The sequence below is a fragment of the candidate division KSB1 bacterium genome (assembly GCA_022562085.1).
Classification (GTDB): domain Bacteria; phylum Zhuqueibacterota; class Zhuqueibacteria; order Oceanimicrobiales; family Oceanimicrobiaceae; genus Oceanimicrobium.
On record JADFPY010000017.1, the window covers coordinates 13,719 to 30,386 of the forward strand.

General features: G+C 44.3%; 18 protein-coding genes and 1 pseudogene. All 19 read right to left on the minus strand.

What is annotated here, in order from left to right:
• Positions 1–18: 18 nt before the first annotated feature.
• The gene (locus IH879_03025; GenBank protein MCH7673903.1) at positions 19–1,470 is read right to left on the minus strand and encodes a cysteine--tRNA ligase; all 1,452 of its coding nucleotides are present in this window, start codon (positions 1,468–1,470) and stop codon (positions 19–21) included.
• A gap of 48 nt (positions 1,471–1,518) precedes the next feature.
• Positions 1,519–1,755 (minus strand): hypothetical protein, encoded by a 237-nt coding sequence (locus tag IH879_03030; GenBank protein MCH7673904.1) that lies wholly within the window; start codon positions 1,753–1,755, stop codon positions 1,519–1,521.
• Between the two features lie 612 nt (positions 1,756–2,367).
• A complete protein-coding gene (locus tag IH879_03035) occupies positions 2,368–2,736 on the minus strand; it encodes a type II toxin-antitoxin system VapC family toxin (protein ID MCH7673905.1) in 369 nt (122 codons plus the stop codon).
• Complete coding sequence (locus tag IH879_03040) at positions 2,733–2,921, minus strand: type II toxin-antitoxin system VapB family antitoxin (protein MCH7673906.1); 189 nt, start codon at positions 2,919–2,921, stop codon at positions 2,733–2,735. The genes IH879_03035 and IH879_03040 overlap by 4 nt, the downstream gene beginning before the upstream one ends.
• 60 nt (positions 2,922–2,981) lie before the next feature.
• A pseudogene (locus IH879_03045) lies at positions 2,982–4,040 on the minus strand (glutamate--tRNA ligase).
• A complete protein-coding gene (locus tag IH879_03050; GenBank protein MCH7673907.1) occupies positions 4,010–4,414 on the minus strand; it encodes a hypothetical protein in 405 nt (134 codons plus the stop codon). The pseudogene IH879_03045 and the gene IH879_03050 overlap by 31 nt, the downstream one beginning before the upstream one ends.
• Positions 4,414–4,896 (minus strand): 2-C-methyl-D-erythritol 2,4-cyclodiphosphate synthase, encoded by a 483-nt coding sequence (locus IH879_03055; GenBank protein ID MCH7673908.1) that lies wholly within the window; start codon positions 4,894–4,896, stop codon positions 4,414–4,416. The genes IH879_03050 and IH879_03055 overlap by 1 nt, the downstream gene beginning before the upstream one ends.
• Positions 4,897–5,583 (minus strand): 2-C-methyl-D-erythritol 4-phosphate cytidylyltransferase, encoded by a 687-nt coding sequence (gene ispD / locus IH879_03060; protein MCH7673909.1) that lies wholly within the window; start codon positions 5,581–5,583, stop codon positions 4,897–4,899.
• A gap of 7 nt (positions 5,584–5,590) precedes the next feature.
• Positions 5,591–6,619 carry a tRNA preQ1(34) S-adenosylmethionine ribosyltransferase-isomerase QueA gene (gene queA, locus IH879_03065; GenBank protein ID MCH7673910.1) on the minus strand — a complete coding sequence of 343 codons (1,029 nt, stop codon included), beginning with the start codon at positions 6,617–6,619 and terminating at the stop codon, positions 5,591–5,593.
• 48 nt (positions 6,620–6,667) lie between these two features.
• Complete coding sequence (ruvB, locus tag IH879_03070) at positions 6,668–7,693, minus strand: Holliday junction branch migration DNA helicase RuvB (GenBank protein ID MCH7673911.1); 1,026 nt, start codon at positions 7,691–7,693, stop codon at positions 6,668–6,670.
• Positions 7,694–7,705: 12 nt separating this feature from the next.
• Complete coding sequence (gene ruvA / locus IH879_03075) at positions 7,706–8,302, minus strand: Holliday junction branch migration protein RuvA (GenBank protein ID MCH7673912.1); 597 nt, start codon at positions 8,300–8,302, stop codon at positions 7,706–7,708.
• The gene (ruvC, locus tag IH879_03080; GenBank protein MCH7673913.1) at positions 8,299–8,778 is read right to left on the minus strand and encodes a crossover junction endodeoxyribonuclease RuvC; all 480 of its coding nucleotides are present in this window, start codon (positions 8,776–8,778) and stop codon (positions 8,299–8,301) included. Before ruvC ends, ruvA begins: the two co-directional genes overlap by 4 nt.
• A 16-nt stretch (positions 8,779–8,794) precedes the next feature.
• The gene (locus IH879_03085) at positions 8,795–9,541 is read right to left on the minus strand and encodes a YebC/PmpR family DNA-binding transcriptional regulator (protein MCH7673914.1); all 747 of its coding nucleotides are present in this window, start codon (positions 9,539–9,541) and stop codon (positions 8,795–8,797) included.
• A gap of 436 nt (positions 9,542–9,977) precedes the next feature.
• Entirely contained in the window at positions 9,978–10,502 is a 525-nt protein-coding gene (locus tag IH879_03090; GenBank protein ID MCH7673915.1) for an SPOR domain-containing protein, read from the minus strand.
• 15 nt (positions 10,503–10,517) lie between these two features.
• On the minus strand, positions 10,518–11,492 hold the full coding sequence (locus IH879_03095) for an electron transfer flavoprotein subunit alpha/FixB family protein (protein ID MCH7673916.1): 975 nt from the start codon (positions 11,490–11,492) through the stop codon (positions 10,518–10,520).
• A gap of 40 nt (positions 11,493–11,532) precedes the next feature.
• Positions 11,533–12,321: an electron transfer flavoprotein subunit beta/FixA family protein gene (locus IH879_03100; protein MCH7673917.1), complete on the minus strand. Its 789-nt coding sequence runs from the start codon at positions 12,319–12,321 to the stop codon at positions 11,533–11,535.
• A 77-nt stretch (positions 12,322–12,398) separates the two neighbouring features.
• Entirely contained in the window at positions 12,399–14,120 is a 1,722-nt protein-coding gene (locus IH879_03105) for an acyl-CoA dehydrogenase family protein (protein ID MCH7673918.1), read from the minus strand.
• Positions 14,121–14,234: 114 nt separating this feature from the next.
• Positions 14,235–16,448: an enoyl-CoA hydratase/isomerase family protein gene (locus IH879_03110; protein MCH7673919.1), complete on the minus strand. Its 2,214-nt coding sequence runs from the start codon at positions 16,446–16,448 to the stop codon at positions 14,235–14,237.
• A 30-nt stretch (positions 16,449–16,478) separates the two neighbouring features.
• Positions 16,479–16,668: TetR family transcriptional regulator (locus IH879_03115; protein ID MCH7673920.1), on the minus strand; the 190-nt coding region annotated here is incomplete at its 5' end.

A 16,668-nucleotide genomic window follows, 5' to 3' on the forward strand; every position in this document is an offset into this window, starting at 1 on the left:
TGCGAACTTATAGAAATTTTACTTGAACCGCCATACCGTCTCGGTTCCCTTATCTTCTAAGATGATACCTTTCGCATTTAACTGATCACGAATCTTGTCAGACAGAGCCCATTCTTTTTTGGTTCTAAGCGCATTGCGAAGCTCAATGAGTAAAGTTACCAGCTCATCAACAATTTCTGTATCCACTTTTTCCTCCCCGGAATCGATCAAACCTAAAAATGAATTAAAATCGTCAAAATTCTTTTTAGAATAATCCAGAAGTAATTTTTCATTTTCACTCAAACCTTCTTTTGATAAAAGTTTATTGGTTTCCCGAACCAAATCAAAGAGCGCTGAAAGTGCAACCGGCGTGTTTAAATCATCCGACATCGCTTCAACGAGATCTGTTTTCATTTTCTCAAATGAGTCGTAGAATTCGGCCTCGGATTTTGACAAAGCTTTGAGATCGATATCTTTGCTGCTGGTCTCTCCGGCATTAGCCAGAACTTTGCTTAATTTATCGTAGAAAATTTTAAGCCGAGAAGAAGCACTTTCTGCGGCCTTGAGCCCGTGATCCGTCAAATCAATTGGCCCACGGTAATTTTTTTGTAAAAAAAACAAACGCAGGACCCGGCCGGGGTAAATTTTCACAACTTCCCTGACTGTGCGGAAATTCCCGAGGGACTTGGCCATCTTTTCACCTTCGATTTGCAGAAAACCGTTGTGTAGCCAGTACTTGACAAACTTTTGTTTTGTCGCTCCCTCGCTCTGGGCGATTTCATTTTCGTGGTGCGGGAAAATCAGATCCTCGCCTCCCGCGTGAATGTCAAAACTCTCACCCAGATATTTCATCGACATGGCCGAGCACTCGATGTGCCAGCCCGGCCGCCCCATGCCCCAGGGGCTTTCCCAAGCCGGTTCCCCGGGCTTTTGGCTTTTCCAAAGAGCAAAGTCGAGTGGATTGCGCTTCTTTTCATCCACCGCAACGCGGGCGCCTGCCCACAAATCATCGATATTTTTCCCGGACAATTTGCCATAATTAGCGAACTTTGAGACGTCGTAATAAACATCGCCATTTGCCCGATAAGCCGTCCCTTGATCAATTAGCTTTTCGATTAAGACGATAATCTCACGGACATGCTCAGTGGCCTTGGGATAATGATCCGCTTTTTCAATTCCCAAAGCATCGATGTCTTTAAAAAATGCTGTGCTAAATTTTTCAGTAATCTTTTCAGTCGGAACTCCCTCTTCTTGGGAACGCTTGATGATTTTATCATCGATATCCGTTAAGTTCAGAACATAGGTGACATCATAACCAAGATATTTCAGGAAACGGCGCAGGACATCACCTGCGATAAAGGCACGAGCGTTACCGATGTGAATATAATCGTACACAGTCGGGCCACACATATAAAATTTGACCTTCCCCTTTTCGACGGGGACAAATTCTTCTTTGGTTTTGGTAAAGGTGTTGTGTAGTTTTAGATTCATATTTAAAGGAGATCTTTTACTTCTTATAATCCTGGAGCATTTTTATAGCTATTCTGTTGACACCCAACCCCTAAACTCTATCGTGAGCTTAGTAAAACGCAAGGCTAAGGCGTACGCCAATGCCCAGAAACCAAAGTATTGAACAAAATAAAAAAGGCTGTTTGCCTTACTTTCGTGTTCTTCCTTTTCATTAAACTTATCAATGTATTCATTCATCCATTTTAAAATCAAAGCCGCATCATCTTGAGGTATTTTACGAAAAAGTTCCTGATGAATTGCCGCCACGTTTGCTGATCATATTCTTTTTCATGAAAAGACTTAGTTTCACCAAACCATCCTGAAAGAGATCCTGTTTTATATCCAAAATACTCAATGTCACCAAATCTCAAATAAAACGATATCCCCCAATTTACCCGACTTTGTATATCGCCATGAACTCTCTCTAAATAGTGAGTAAGATATTTGGCTTCATTTTTGGACCCCTAAGGCGTCGAGTGAATAAATTCCAGAAAGACTAAAGACAGCAACAAATAAATATGTGTGTTCAATGTTATGAATGAATTACGTTTTTTGATATTCCTTGCTTTTTTAACTTGACAGCAATGAAATGAAACAGTAAAAATAAAAAGCCAGAAAACAAGAGAATAGTCATGCTCATCCTATGGGAAAGGTCGAGCGAAATTCCGGCCAACATAGCTATAAAGAGAAGACTAAAGAAGATAAATAAACATACGTCCTTGAAAGAACCTTTTTGACTCAAAATAAACCCCGTTATTTTTAATCCGTTTGGTTATCTTATTTAATCCACCAAACTCTTAACAAACCTCTCGCACTTATTCCTTCCCAAAATATCGCCCGTTTGGCAGCTCAGGCGAGAGTATCTGTCCACAAACCGTATTAAACGGAGACTTTCAATTCAGCTGCAACTGATTGTAAACGTTTGTCAAGAGTCCAAAGGGAACATCGAGTAAGTGAGGCTGACGCGAGAAGATTCAAATCCACCCAACCCAAACCACGACCATAAAGTTTATCCATATTCACAAAATGTAAAACTTCAGAATGTTCTGCAATAAGAACTTCAGGTAAAGCTTTTAACAGATTTAAAATCTCGTCGCGGTTCTGAAGATGACCGCATGCTACCTCGCCTATTACAAACGGGTGGCAACGCACTTCTCCATGATTAAGCAAAGCTACTAAACGGTTGTTCGCGCGTCGAAGGTGATCAATCCAAACCGAGGTATCGGCTAAAATTACTCTCTGGTTCATGAACGGCGTCGACGAATCGGCTGTAATTGCCCTTCACTGCCCCCAAGTTCCGCCAGCCGTCGGGCACTTTCCAGAGCAATTAAAGCTTCAAGACCACGACGTACAAGGGACGTCTTTTCCTTTATGCCCGTAAGCTTAGAGGCCTTAGCCAATAACTCGTCATCAATATTTAGCGTAGTTCTCATATGCATTAATATGCATTATTCATGCATATAAATCAAGTAAAATATATTGTCAATATCTAATTAATCCACCAAACCTCTAATAAACCTCTCGCACTTTTCCTTTCCCAAAATCGCAGCAGTTTTGGGGAGTTCAGGTCCGTGCATCTGACCGGTAAGGGCCACCCGAATCGGTGCCCAGAGATCTTTGCCCATGACTCCGGTTTCTTTTTGCACTTGCTTCATGATTACAATAAACGCCCCGGCATCTAAATGATCGTAGTTTTGCAAGTATCGCAAAAAAGCCCAGTAGATTTTTTGAGAAGTATCTTTTGAGTACAAAGCAATCGCCTGGGCATTGGTGAGTTGAATGCTGTCCTGGTAAAAAGGTTTCGCCAACTCAGGAATCTGGCTTAAGTGCTCCACGCTATCTTTCATAAGAGAGAAAACATTTTCTAGTTTTTCTCTGTCGGTTAGGTCAATTCCGGCGCTTTCTAAAAACGGAGTTGCCAAATCAATCAATTCATCCTGTTGCAAATCTCGGATGTAATGACCGTTCATCCAATTGAGTTTGACTGTGTCGAAAATGGCCGGCGATTTCGACATTCGGCGAAAATCAAATTCACTGATGAGACGCTCGATTGAAAGAAGCTCCTCCTCGCTTTCCGAGGACCAGCTTAGCAGACTGAGAAAATTAATCAGCGCTTCCGGCAAATAGCCTTTTTCGTTAAACTCCCCAACCGAGGTTGCTCCATGGCGCTTCGATAACCGCGTGCGATCCGGACCCAAAATCATGGGGATGTGCACGAACTGGGGAAGTCCAAAATCGAAGGCTTGATAAAGCAAAATCTGTTTCGGCGTATTTGAAACGTGGTCATCACCGCGAATCACATGAGAGATTTGCATAAGCGCATCATCAACAACGGCGGCAAAATTATAAGTCGGGATGCCATCCGATCGCATGATCACAAAATCACCGAAATTACCTCCATCAAAAACCAAAGACCCTTTGACAGGCTCTTCCCATTTGATTTCGCCCGGACTTACATAAAATCGCCAAACCGGTTTGCGGCCTGCTTTTTCTGAATCACTTTTCTCTTTATCAGAAAGGTTTAAGCATTTTCTGTCGTAGTAAAGATTTTCCCTCTGGCCTTAGCAGCCTTTCTTTTTTCATCTAACTCCTCTTCAGCACAAAAACAAGGATATGCCAGTCCTTTGTTTTTCAAAATATCTAAATGCTTCCTGTAGATTTCCAAACGTTCTGATTGCCTGTAGGGACCAAAATCGCCGTCCACTTTCGGCCCTTCCTGCCAATCTAAGCCGAGCCACTTGAGGTCTTCAAAAATCGACTGCTCGGACGCTTTTGTGGACCTTTCGATATCCATATCTTCGATCCGCAAGATAAATGTGCCGCCGGCTTTTTTGGCAAAAAACCAGTTTAGAATTGCAGTGCGGGCATTGCCGATATGAAGGTGTCCCGTGGGACTCGGGGCAAATCGAACTCTAACTGACGCCATTAAACTTGTTCTTTCCTTTCAATTAAAACACACGCATAAGCAGCCACACCCTTCTCCTCACCCACAAAACCCATCCTCTCCGAGGTGGTTGCCTTAACAGAAACTTGAGAATCTGAAATTGCTAAAGAGTCTGCGATATTTGTACGCATTTCATTAATGTGGGGCAATAGCTTTGGTTTCTCTAAAACCACGGTTGAATCGATATTGCTAATTTGGTAGCCTTCCTTTGAAAGCCGTTTTCCGATTTGTTTGAGCAGCAGCAAGCTTGAAATCCCGGCAAATTCTTCATCGCTGTCAGGAAAATGTTTACCCAAATCTCCAAGGGCAGTGCTGCCCAAAAGGGCATCACCAATTGCATGACTCAATGTGTCTGCATCCGAGTGGCCGAGCGCTCCCTTTTCCGAGGGAATTGTGACGCCTCCTAAAATCAGCTTCCTTCCTTCGACTAATTGATGAACGTCGTAACCAAATCCAACCCGCATTTAATTATCCATTGTTAATTTGATTTCAGCCCACTTCAAATCCATCGGCACTGTAATTTTGATGTTATCATGTTCGCCTTCGACGATTTTTACTTTCTTGCCGATTCGTTCAACCAGCGCGGAGTCATCGGTATGATAAACGCCGTCCTCGAAAGCTTTCTGGTACGCTTTCATAATCAAATCGTATTTAAAAACTTGCGGGGTTTGCACAGACCAAAGAAAGCTGCGGTCGGGAGTTTCGTCAACAAATCCACTCTTCTCTGTTTTGATGGTGTCCTTCGGCGGAACAGCTAAGATGGCAGCGCCGTGTTCTTTGCAAGCATCGATCGCCGCCTCGAGTTTCTCCACACTTATAAACGGGCGAACTGCATCATGAATCGCGACGAAATCGGGATGGCCTTCCAGCGCTTTCAGGCCGGCAAAAACCGAATCCTGACGCTGCTCTCCGCCTGCAACAATCTTTATTACCTTTTTTAAATCAGATGGGGCGACGATTTCCTGAGCAGTATAAGTTACCCACTCAGACGCAGTTACTAAAATCACGTCCTGAATTCGAGAGCAGTCTTCAAATTTTTGCAGGGTATAGGAAAGAATAGGCTTCCCGCCCACCGACTGGAATTGTTTGGGCAAAATGCCGCCGACTCGGGAGCCCTGCCCGGCAGCAACTATAATTGCAGCAGTTTCCAACACTTTCTTAAACAATAAGCATGGCATCGCCATAGCTGTAAAAATTGTACTTTTCTCTAATCGCCTTTCGGTAAGCTTTGAAGACGAAATCCCGCCCGGCAAATGCACAAACAAGAATCAAAAGTGTCGAAGACGGAAGATGGAAATTCGTTATCATGCCATCGGTGATTTTTAATTTATATGGCGGATAAATAAATTTATCCGTCCAGCCTTTCGCGGGTTTTGTCCAACCCTCAGAGGTCACCGCAGTTTCCAAAGCACGAGTCGTGCTGGTTCCTACAGTAAAGATCCGGCCGCCTTCTTTTCTAGTTTTATTGATAATATCGGCGGTCGTTTGAGTGACTTCGTAATATTCGGAATCCATTTTGTGGCGGCTTAAATCTTCAACCACAACCGGGCGAAAGCTGCCTAAACCGAGATGTAAAACAACCCGGGCAATCGTGACACCCTTCTGCTCAATCTTTTTTAAAAGCGGATTTGTAAAATGCAGTCCGGCGGTTGGCGCCGCCACTGCTCCACGAACACGTGAATAAACCGTCTGGTAGCGCTCCTTGTCAAGTTGCTGCGGATCTCGATTGATATAAGGCGGCAAGGGCGACTTCCCGATTTTGTCCACTATCTCAAAAAAGTCACCAATATAGTTAAACCGTACGACCCGGCCACCCGAAACCGTATTATCGATGACATCACAATAAAGTTTATCATTTACTGAAAGTCGATTGCCAACCCGAACCTTTCTTGCCGGCCGCACCAAGACTTCCCATAGTCCGTTTTCTAATTCCCGAAGTAGGAAAATTTCAACTTTTGCATCCGTTTTATCCTTTGTGCCCATTAAACGTGCTGGGAACACCTTCGTCTCATTGATAACTAAGCAATCGCCTTTTTCAAAATAGTCAACGATATCTTTAAATACCTGCTGTTCAATCGTTTGTTTTTCACGATTGAGTACCATCAGGCGGGATTGATCACGCTTCGCTGGTGGGAATTGAGCAATCAGTTTTTCCGGTAATTTGTACTTGAAATCAGAAAGTTTCATTTAATAAATTCTCCCTCGCTACAATTATTATTACTTTAATTTTTGGTGCTAAAACATTTTTTGCTGAGATGCCGCATTCGTTTTAATTTTACCAAAGTGGCGGTAAGTTAACTCGGTTACAACTCGGCCCTGGGGTGTTCTTTTTAAAAATCCTTCCTGAATTAGAAACGGCTCGTAAATTTCTTCTAAGGTTTCTCCCTGCTCTCCGATCGCAACGGCCAAAGTATTGATCCCAACCGGACCTCCGTTAAATTTTTCAAGTAAAAGCATTAAGATACGCTTATCCATTTCATCAAGGCCTTTTTTATCGACATCTAAGCGGGTCAGAGAATCTTCGGCAATTTCGTTGGAGATGGCACCGTTGCCTTCAATTTGGGCAAAATCCCTAACGCGTCTGAGTAAACGATTCGCAATTCTCGGGGTTCCACGTGACCTGCGCGCGATCTCCATTCCGGCCCCTTCATCTATTTCCACATCCAGGATCCTGGCAGACCGTTGGATTATTGTAAACAAGTGTTCCGGTTTATAAAAATCTAAACGGTTCACCACTCCAAATCTGGAACGTAAAGGTGAAGTCAATAAACCCGCCCGGGTTGTGGCGCCAACCAGAGTAAATTTCGGTAGTTGAATTTGTATCGTTCGCGCATTGGCGCCACGGTCAATAATAATATCCAACTTGTAGTCTTCCATCGCCGGGTAAAGGTACTCTTCCACTACCCGATTCAGCCGATGAATTTCATCGATAAAAAGGACGTCTCTTTCGCCCAGGTTTGTGAGAATGCCGGCCAAATCCCCCGCCTTTTCGAGAGCCGGCCCGGAAGTTACTCTGATATTTACGCCAAGCTCAATTGCGATAATATTTGCCAGAGTTGTCTTACCCAAACCCGGAGGCCCGTAAAAGAGAACATGATCGAGTGATTCCTGCCTTGCCTTTGCCGCCTCGATAAAAATCTTGAAGTTGGCCTTAATTTTGTCCTGCCCGACAAAATCACCAAAGTTTCGCGGCCGCAGGGTTTGGTCGAACTCCTGTTCCCCTTCAATTTGCTGCGGAGTTGTAGATCGGTCTTGGTCCATTATAAATCTTGACTAACTATTTTGTAATGCCCGTTTTATCAATTCATCCAAAGCCAAATCCGGTTCTGCTCCCAGAACTTTCAACAAAGCATTCTCTGCTGTGTTTCTATTATGCCCTAAAGACACCAGCGCTAAAGTTGCTTCTTCCAATTTTCCATTTGCACTTGGCTCGCCGGAAGCGATCGCCAATTGGCTTTCGGTCATTTTTTTTGCCAGCTTATCACGCAATTCCAGGACAATTCGTTGGGCGGTTTTCTTGCCCACACCGGATAGTTGAGTCAGGTTTGCAACGTCGCTGTTTACGATACTGCGGCTCAAATCTTCGACAGTCCGGCCTGACAAAATGCCTAATGCCAATTTGGGTCCAATTCCAGCAACGGAAATTAAATGAGCAAACATTCCCTTTTCTTTTAAAGTGCTGAATCCGAACAATTGCAAGGTATCTTGGCGAACATGAAGATAAGTCAAAAGTTTTGCTTTGGAACCAACCTCTCCAAGTTTATCAAATGTCGAAATCGGGATGAGCACATCATAACCGACGCCTCTCACATCGACAATTACCTGAGTCGGAGTTTTTTCAGAGAGGATCCCCTCAAGTTGGGCAATCATACTTTTGATTCCATACGGTGCAGATGACAAATTGCGACCGCCAGTGCGTCTGAAGCGTCGAGGGGTTCCGGCGGCTCCTGCAATTTAAATAAATGCTGAATCATTTTTTGTACTTGTTGCTTAGATGCGCCCCCATTACCAACAACTGCCATCTTGACTTCTCTCGGTGAATATTCCGCGGTGGGGATTTGATGATTCACAGCAGCTAAAATCGCGACGCCTCGTGCATGCCCCATCTTCAGAGCTACTTTTACATTTTCTGCATAAAAAAGATCTTCAATTGCAAATTCATCGGGTCGATGTCGTTTAATTACAATTGATAACTCGTCATAGATTTTTTTTAATCTTTTGGGGATACCGTCTCTGGACGAGAGCTTTATGCAGCCAAAATCTAAAATTTTATACCCGCTGCCATTTTCTTCTAATATACCAAAGCCTGTAACCAAGGTTCCCGGATCCACCCCGAGAATTCGCATATCTTCTAAACCCTTTTTATTGCATGCTTTCCAAAACGGACATATCGATATCAAAATTTGAATAGACATTTTGCACATCGTCCAGATCTTCGAGGGCCTCCAGAATTTTTAACAGCGTTTCTGCATCTTTACCCTCGACTTTTATGGTATTTTTCGGATACATGGTTAAATTCGCGGAATCATATTTGATCTGACTTGATTCCAAAGCAGCTTTAACATTTTCAAGATCCTCCGCTGATGACGTGATCTCAAAAAAATCTTCCTCCGATTTCAAATCCTCGGCGCCTGCATCCATGACCACCATGAGAATCTCCTCCTCATCGAGTCCTTCGCTTGGAACAGTAATCAATCCCTTCTTTTCGAACATCCAGGCGACCGCTCCGGACTCCGCCAAGTTACCCGCGTGTTTGGTGAGACTATGTCGGACGTCGGCCACGGTTCGATTGCGATTATCCGTTAAAATTTCAATGTACAGTGCAACTCCAGCCGGGCCATATCCTTCCAAAACTCCCTCTTCATAAACAACCCCGGGAAGCTCGCCGGTACCTTTTTTGATCGCCCGATCGATATTGGCTGCGGGCATGTTGGCTGTTTTTGCTGCAGCTACCGCGCTTCTTAGTCTCGGGTTTGCGTTTTCATCACCACCGCCGTTGCGGGCGGCAAAGGTGATATCTTTAATTAGACGCGTAAAAATCTTGCCGCGCTCGGCGTCGGCCTTCCCCTTCTTGCGCTTAATTGTGCTCCACTTAGAATGACCTGACATGAATTCCTCCAAATTCGAACATCTAATTTAATAAATTTTTAGCCGTTTTCCAAATAAAATATTTTGAGATAAGAATGAGTTAAAATAATAGATTAACTCAAATAGAAAAAACCTGTATTCAGGAAACAAAATTAGTGCCAACGTGAGGCTGAAAATCAGTGAGATTCTTCGATCTGTGGGCAAAAAAACGACACCCAAATTGGATGTCGTTTGAATAGGATTTATACCTAAAATAGAGCGATTGGCTTTTGGCAATTAGCTTTTAGCTAATAAATTCAATCCCGAATAAGTCAAGATGGTTATTGTAAATCACCTAACAGGTGATCCCGAAGAAGTCGGGACACGATGTAAATTCTCAAAAATCAAAAAGCCAAAGGCCAAAGGCCAACAGCAAATGGCAAAACGCATATTTTAGGCTAAGTTTAAAGAGTGGGAACTAAAGTTCGTCCATCCATTTGTAAGCTTTCTTAAGGTTAACTTTCGTGCGCACGACCCAGGCCTCCCGATAGCCTTTCTGAATTGCCAGCTTTTGTATTTTTTCAGCATCGTACCAATCCGCGAAGTCTCCAACCCGAACTTTATAAAACGGGGGATCGAATATGCGATAAACACCTTCATCAAAGCGCAGAATGGCGTCTCTCTCAGTATTTTTAGCTTCTTCAGGCTCGGTTGTCTGTATCAACTGCACCCGATAGCCCGTTCCAATGCTATCTTTCAACATCTCAACCGTATTTAGGGTAGGATCGTCCATGCCGCTATAGCCAACTTGAGACTCCTCAACTTCGATGTCGTAATCATCAAGTGCTGCGGGATCAAAGTCCTCGCGCATATTTTCAAAGCCTTTGACGCTGGTAGGGGAAGTTTTCGGCGTGGTAATCACCCGCACTCCTTCTTGACCTGCACAAGCAAAAAATAGAACCAGAGAAAAAGTAAAAATCGCAATAGATTGATTTAGTTTCATTTCATTACTCTTTCCTTAAAGTTCTTTTACTGATTTTATAAACTCCGGTAAAACCTCAAATAAATCCCCGACCACGCCATAATCCGCGATGTCAAATATCGGTGCGTGCGGGTCCTTGTTAATCGCGACAATCGTGCCTGAGTTCTTCATTCCGACGATATGTTGAATCGCTCCTGAAATACCGACGGCAAAATAAAGTTTCGGCGCAACGGTCTGCCCTGAGCTTCCAACCTGACGGTCCAGCGGCAGCCAGCCGTCGTCGCAAACGGGACGGGACGCTGCAATCTCAGCATCCAAAGATTCAGCAAGTTGTTTTATTAAATCCATATTTTCGGGCTTCTTGATTCCACGACCGACGGAGACAATTCGTTCCGCTTTACTTAAATCGACTTCCTGTTTCACACCTTCGAAAATTTCCAAAACTTTGGTTCGGATGTCAACACTATCCATATTGACCTCGGCGTTTTGCACGGCACCCGAACCACCTGTCTCCAAATGATCCGCGTTGAAAGCGCCAACCTGAAAGCTAACCAAGTAAGGTCCATCGCCTTCGAAAGTGAAATCGGCATCGATTTTTCCCTGAAAAACCTGTCTTACAAAAACGGGTTTGCCGCCAGCCATTTTATAGCGAATGCAATCGCTTATCAATGCTTTACCTAAAGCGGCCGCTAACTTCGGCGCATAATCCCTAACCATGTAAGTGTGGCTAAAAAGCACATAAGCAGGGTTTTCTTTTTCCACAACTTGCTTGATGGCCGCTGAATAGCCGTCTGGAGTGTAGTCAGCAAGTTTTTCGTCATCGGCTGCCATGACAGCCACACCTTTTCCAGCGACTTCATCTGCAAGGTTTTTTATATCCTTGCCAAGAAGCAAAACCGCGACTTCTTTACCTAACTCTTTTGCCAATTCCTGGCCGCCAACGACTGCCTCCCACGTTGAGCGGTTTAAAGTTCCATCTCTCTGTTCAGCAACTACCAAAATATTACTCATTTAAGCAACTCCTTCTGTCTTCTTTCTTGAATTCGAAAATCTAAATAACTTTCGCCTCATTTTTCAACTTATCAGCCAGCTTTCGCGCGACTTCCTTTGGATCACCTTCGAAAATTTCAGTTTGCTTGGTTTTTTCAGGTACGTAAATCTTGTTGAAAACCAGGCCGGTTTGGCCCTCATGCACATCACTTTCGGAAAGCCCTAATTCGCTTAATCCAAGCGCTTTGATTTCTTTCTTTTTGGCCATCATGATGCCTTTGATGGTAGCATAACGGATCTGGTTAATTCCGGACTGAATTGTTAAAAGCGATGGCAGGGGTAGTTCCACCCATTGAAACCAGCCGCTTTCCAATTCACGTTTTACTTTAATGCCGCCATTTTGTTTTTGAATCTGCATCACGATAGTCGCGCTGGGGACGCCCAGGTTCTCTGCTAAAATCACACCTGTCTGAGCCGAACCGTAATCATCTGTTTGCAGACCTGATAAAACCAGATCAAACTCTTCCTGTTTAATTGCCGCAGCCAAAACTTTAGCATTCACAAATGGATCCTGAGTGGTAAAGTTCGAATTATCGATATGCATGGCCCGATCAGCACCTTTGGCTAAACCTTGCTTGATTGCTTCCTTCACACGTTCGGGGCCCATACTGAGCAGCACAACTTCGCCGCCGTGTGCTTCTTTGAGCCGCAGGGCTTCTTCAAGCGCGTAATGGTCGCTTTCATTTATTTCGTAATTGAGATCGGTTTCATGAACCCAACTTCCGTCATCCGTAATTTTCAAAAGTGAATCCTTGACGGGCACCTGCTTCATGCAAACAATAATTTTCACCTGGTTCTCCTTTGGTTATGAACTTAAAACATAAGACGAATTTAAAATAAAAATTTAAAAACAGAAATCAACCCTTTTTAGTGAATCAAATCAAACTGATAACCGTTAGCTTCGCAAGCGTCCGTGGAGATCTCTTTGCGCCATGGGTCGATATTGTTATCAACTTGTCTCGCATTTCGGCGAATGCGCCGCCAGGCCTCTTCGCAAAAAGTCTTGCAAATAGTTAGCTGCTTTTGAGCTTTCTTTTGTCCCTTCTCTTTAAGCAAAGAATCTACTCTCGAAATCACCGCAATCATTGCGTAAAGATCAATCGTCATATCAGCAAGACGGTTGAGGATAAATTCCTGATGAATAATATTTTTGCGGTATTTGGACAAAACTTTTTCGGTAGCGCGATGCAATTCTTTAGCATATTCTTCAAACTTGCCGACTTCATCTTTTAAGGCTTCATGAACATCGGTCAGCCTCTCGGTTGCAACTCTTTTCTTAATGCGGTGAAGAGCGTAATCCGTTAGAATTCCCATTTCATTTAAGGGATTCTGCAGTGCCTTACCCACTTTCTTCAAATATTCGCCGTGCTCTTGCATTCCAGCCAGCGCGATAAAAGCCCGTAGGACTTCGTTGGTTCCTTCGAAAATCAAATTGATGCGGGCATCACGAAGCGCCCGTTCGTAAGGATACTCTTTGCTGTAGCCAATTCCGCCGGCGATTTGCATGGCCTCGTTGACGGCATTCCAAACGGCTTCCGAAGCGTACACTTTACATATCGAAGACTCGATTGAATAGTCAATATCTCCGCGGTCGATCAGACCGGTGGTCAAGTAAACCATACTTTCCAACACAAACACGTCGACAACCATTTTACTGATTTTGCCCTGAATCATTTCGAACTCGGCAATCGGCGTGTTGAATTGCTTTCTATTTGTTGCGTGATTAACGCTCATTCTAATAAGCGTTTTAATTCCGCCAGCGCAAGCGGCCGCCAACCCCAATCGACCCGAATTCAACACCTCCATGGCCACCTTGAAACCCTTGCCTTCAGGCCCAATTAGGTTCTCAACCGGAACCTTGATATTATCAAAAATCAATTCGGTCGTGGAGGAGCCATGAATGCCGAGCTTCCGTTCTTCTTTACCGGATGAAAAACCTTCCATGTCTCGGGTGACGGCCATGGCGCTGATTTTCTTTTCGCCATTTTCACCAACCGGGGTTTTTACAAACACAGTAAAAAAGTCTGCGATGCCGCCGTTAGTAATCCAAATCTTGTTGCCGTTCAAAATATAGTGGCCATTTTGGGCATCCTTTACTGCCAGAGATTGGATGCCTGCTGCATCTGATCCGGCGCCCGGTTCGGTAAGGGCAAACGCAGCGATCCATTCGCCGGTTGCCAATTTAGGCAAGTATTTCTTCTTCTGTGCTTCTGTTCCGTACAGCAACAGCGCTTTCAGTCCAATGGATTGATGCCCACCCAAAGTAACAGCCAATGAACCATCGATACCGCCGATTTCCTCAAAAACCCGGTTGTAAGCAGTTGTCGAAAATCCAGAACCGCCGTATTCCTCGGGAATGCTCATGCCGAAAAGTCCAATTTCAGCTAATCCCTGGAGAACCTCTTTCGGGATTTCTTCATTTCGGTCAATCTCTTCCGGATCGATGTTATCCTTGGCGAACTGTCGAACAGTGTCGAGGATGAGTTTCAGATTTTCTTCCTCTTCCTTATCCATTTTCGGATAAGGGAAAATGAAGTCCTGTTCGATGCTCCCCGCAAATAATGCTTTTACAAAACTGTTGTTTGCCATTTTTGTACTCCTGTACTTCTATTCACACTGATTGAAAAAACACCCTGATAAAATGAAAAGTATCCTTCTAAAAAACATAACTAAAAAACAATGTGATGCTTCAATCCGCGTGTGTTAACTTTTATAAAATCTTTCATTACTATTCGCCATCTTTGTGAGCAACTTCGGCGGCTCAAATCTCTCTCCAAATTTATCCGTTAATTTCTTCATCTCCTCGGCACATGATTTCGAGCCAAGCGTGTCAGCATATTTCAAAAGACCACCGCGGAAAGGCGGGAATCCCGTACCGAATATCATCCCCGCATCGACGTCTCTTGCCCGGCGGACAATTTCCTCTTCCAAACAAAGCACTGCCTCTTTCAGCATGACAAAGATCAGCCGATTTTGAATCTCCTCTTTAGAAATCGACCCGTCCGACTTTCTTAAATCCGCAATGAGAGCGTAAACCGACTCATCGGCGCGCTTGTTCTTGCCTTGGTAAATATATAGCCCCTTGCCGCCTTTCTTACCTAAACGACCATCGTCATTCAACTTTTCAATTACTTTGGAAGGAACAACGCGATTTTGAAACCCTTCCTGCAAAATCTTCGAAACTTTATAACCGACATCAATGCCAACTTCATCCAGTAAATTTAACGGTCCCATCGGCATGCCAAATTCGAGCATGACTTTGTCGATTTCGTCGATCATCAAGCCTTCTTCTAAAAGCAGCGCCGCTTCATTGATATAAGGCCCTAGAATTCGATTCACTAAGAATCCCGGACTATTTTTAACAACAATTGGAATTTTTCCTAATTTCTTAGCAAAAGCCACAGAAGTCACCGTTGCTGCATCGGAAGTTTTTTTACCTCTGATAATCTCGACTAAAGGCATGCGGTGCACGGGATTGAAGAAGTGAAAGCCGATTACGCGATCAGGCTTTTTAACAGCCGAAGCGATTTCAGTAATTGAAAGAGATGAAGTATTTGAAGCCAGGATGGTCGAGTCATTGACTTGAGAAGCTATCTCACTAAGAACCGTCTTTTTGATATCCATGTTCTCGACAACAGCTTCGATGATGAAATCCGAGTTGGCAAAACCCGAATAATCTGTGGTTCCGGAAATCAAAGTCATTTTCCGCTGCATTTCTTTGCGTTTCAACTTTTTCTTCTCAACTGCCTTCCGGAAGACCTCTTCCGCTCTATGCATTCCGATATCCAGAGCTTGTTGGTTGATATCTTTCATTCTCACTGGCAGCGCTTTATTAGCAAGGAGTTGCGCAATGCCGCCGCCCATGACCCCAGCGCCAAGAAGTCCGACTTGCTTAATCTCTTTTGGCTCACTCCTGGTTTTTTCAACGCCGGTGTCTTTTTTCAAATCCTCATTCAGGTAGTAGATTGAAATGAGGTTCTTGCTGACGTCGGTTGCAATCAGCTCACCGAGCAGCTTGGCCTCAATCTCAAGGCCTTCTTGCAGAGTCAGCTCAATTCCCTTTTGCACCGCTTCCAATGCTTTCAGCGGCGCCGGGTAATGGCCGCGAGTCGTTCGCAGGGCCTGCTTTCTGGCCTGCTCAAAAAGAAACTTGCGCCCGAATCGGTTGCTTTCTAAAAAAATCGCATGCAGGCGCTTCGCATTTCGTTTGTTCTCATAAGCAGAGCGCTTGAAAGCCTGCAGCATGTTCAGCGCAAATTCCTCAGCCGCTGCTTTTAAAAACGACGAGGGATAGCTCGAAGGTAGCACTTTATCGACAATCCCAAGCCGGCCTGCGTCCTTAGCGCCAACAAGTTTTCCGGTTAAGATTAATTTTAACGATCTCTGAATACCAATGAGTCTTGGCAGCCGCTGGGTTCCCCCGAATCCGGGAAGAATGCCCAATCGCACTTCCGGGAGTCCTAATTTGGTTTTTGGGTGAATTTTCGCGATGCGGAAATGACAGGCAAGCGCCAACTCGAGTCCGCCGCCAACGCATGCCCCCTGAATGGCGGCCACTACAAGAAACGGCAAATCATGAATTTTTTGGAAAATAGCCTGTCCCATCCGGGTTTTCTCGGCGCCTTCTTTCGGATCGGTGACATCTTTAATTTCAGCAACATCGGCGCCGGCGATAAAATTATCCTCTTTCCCGCTTATAAAAACCAAAGCCTTGATCGAAGTCTCTGTCTTCAGCTCATCCAATAATCCATCGAGTTCCTGCATTACTTTTGAAGTCAGGATATTCACTTTCTCGTCCTTGGCGTCAAACGTCAAAAACGCCACACCGTTTTCCTTTTTGAGCAAATCAAAAGCACCGTCCGTTTGAGTTTGGTCGTGCATTTTAGATCTGGTTTTTTCTTTTACCGTTTCGGCCATGTTTTTCTTTTCTCCCCTGCTAATCATTGATTAAGTTTTGGCTATTCCATTTATAAAAATGTCTGCGATCTGCTCAGCGGACTTTTCCAAATCATATTTGCCGTTTTTCATTAAAACCCAGTGCGTGGCGACTTCATCCAGCGAGCCGAACAGGGCTCGTTTCATCAAACCGGGGTGAAGGTCTTTGCGAATGACCCCTTGCCGCTGCCCTTCTTCGATA

Coding starts and splice junctions, on each gene's coding strand:
- IH879_03025 (MCH7673903.1), bottom strand. CDS start 1,470: ATGAATCTAAAACTACACAACACCTTTACCAAAACCAAAGAAGAATTT.
- IH879_03035 (MCH7673905.1), bottom strand. CDS start 2,736: ATGAACCAGAGAGTAATTTTAGCCGATACCTCGGTTTGGATTGATCAC.
- IH879_03040 (MCH7673906.1), bottom strand. CDS start 2,921: ATGAGAACTACGCTAAATATTGATGACGAGTTATTGGCTAAGGCCTCT.
- IH879_03050 (MCH7673907.1), bottom strand. CDS start 4,414: ATGGCGTCAGTTAGAGTTCGATTTGCCCCGAGTCCCACGGGACACCTT.
- IH879_03055 (MCH7673908.1), bottom strand. CDS start 4,896: ATGCGGGTTGGATTTGGTTACGACGTTCATCAATTAGTCGAAGGAAGG.
- queA (MCH7673910.1), bottom strand. CDS start 6,619: ATGAAACTTTCTGATTTCAAGTACAAATTACCGGAAAAACTGATTGCT.
- ruvB (MCH7673911.1), bottom strand. CDS start 7,693: ATGGACCAAGACCGATCTACAACTCCGCAGCAAATTGAAGGGGAACAG.
- ruvA (MCH7673912.1), bottom strand. CDS start 8,302: ATGATTGCCCAACTTGAGGGGATCCTCTCTGAAAAAACTCCGACTCAG.
- ruvC (MCH7673913.1), bottom strand. CDS start 8,778: ATGCGAATTCTCGGGGTGGATCCGGGAACCTTGGTTACAGGCTTTGGT.
- IH879_03085 (MCH7673914.1), bottom strand. CDS start 9,541: ATGTCAGGTCATTCTAAGTGGAGCACAATTAAGCGCAAGAAGGGGAAG.
- IH879_03090 (MCH7673915.1), bottom strand. CDS start 10,502: ATGAAACTAAATCAATCTATTGCGATTTTTACTTTTTCTCTGGTTCTA.
- IH879_03095 (MCH7673916.1), bottom strand. CDS start 11,492: ATGAGTAATATTTTGGTAGTTGCTGAACAGAGAGATGGAACTTTAAAC.
- IH879_03105 (MCH7673918.1), bottom strand. CDS start 14,120: ATGGCAAACAACAGTTTTGTAAAAGCATTATTTGCGGGGAGCATCGAA.
- IH879_03110 (MCH7673919.1), bottom strand. CDS start 16,448: ATGGCCGAAACGGTAAAAGAAAAAACCAGATCTAAAATGCACGACCAA.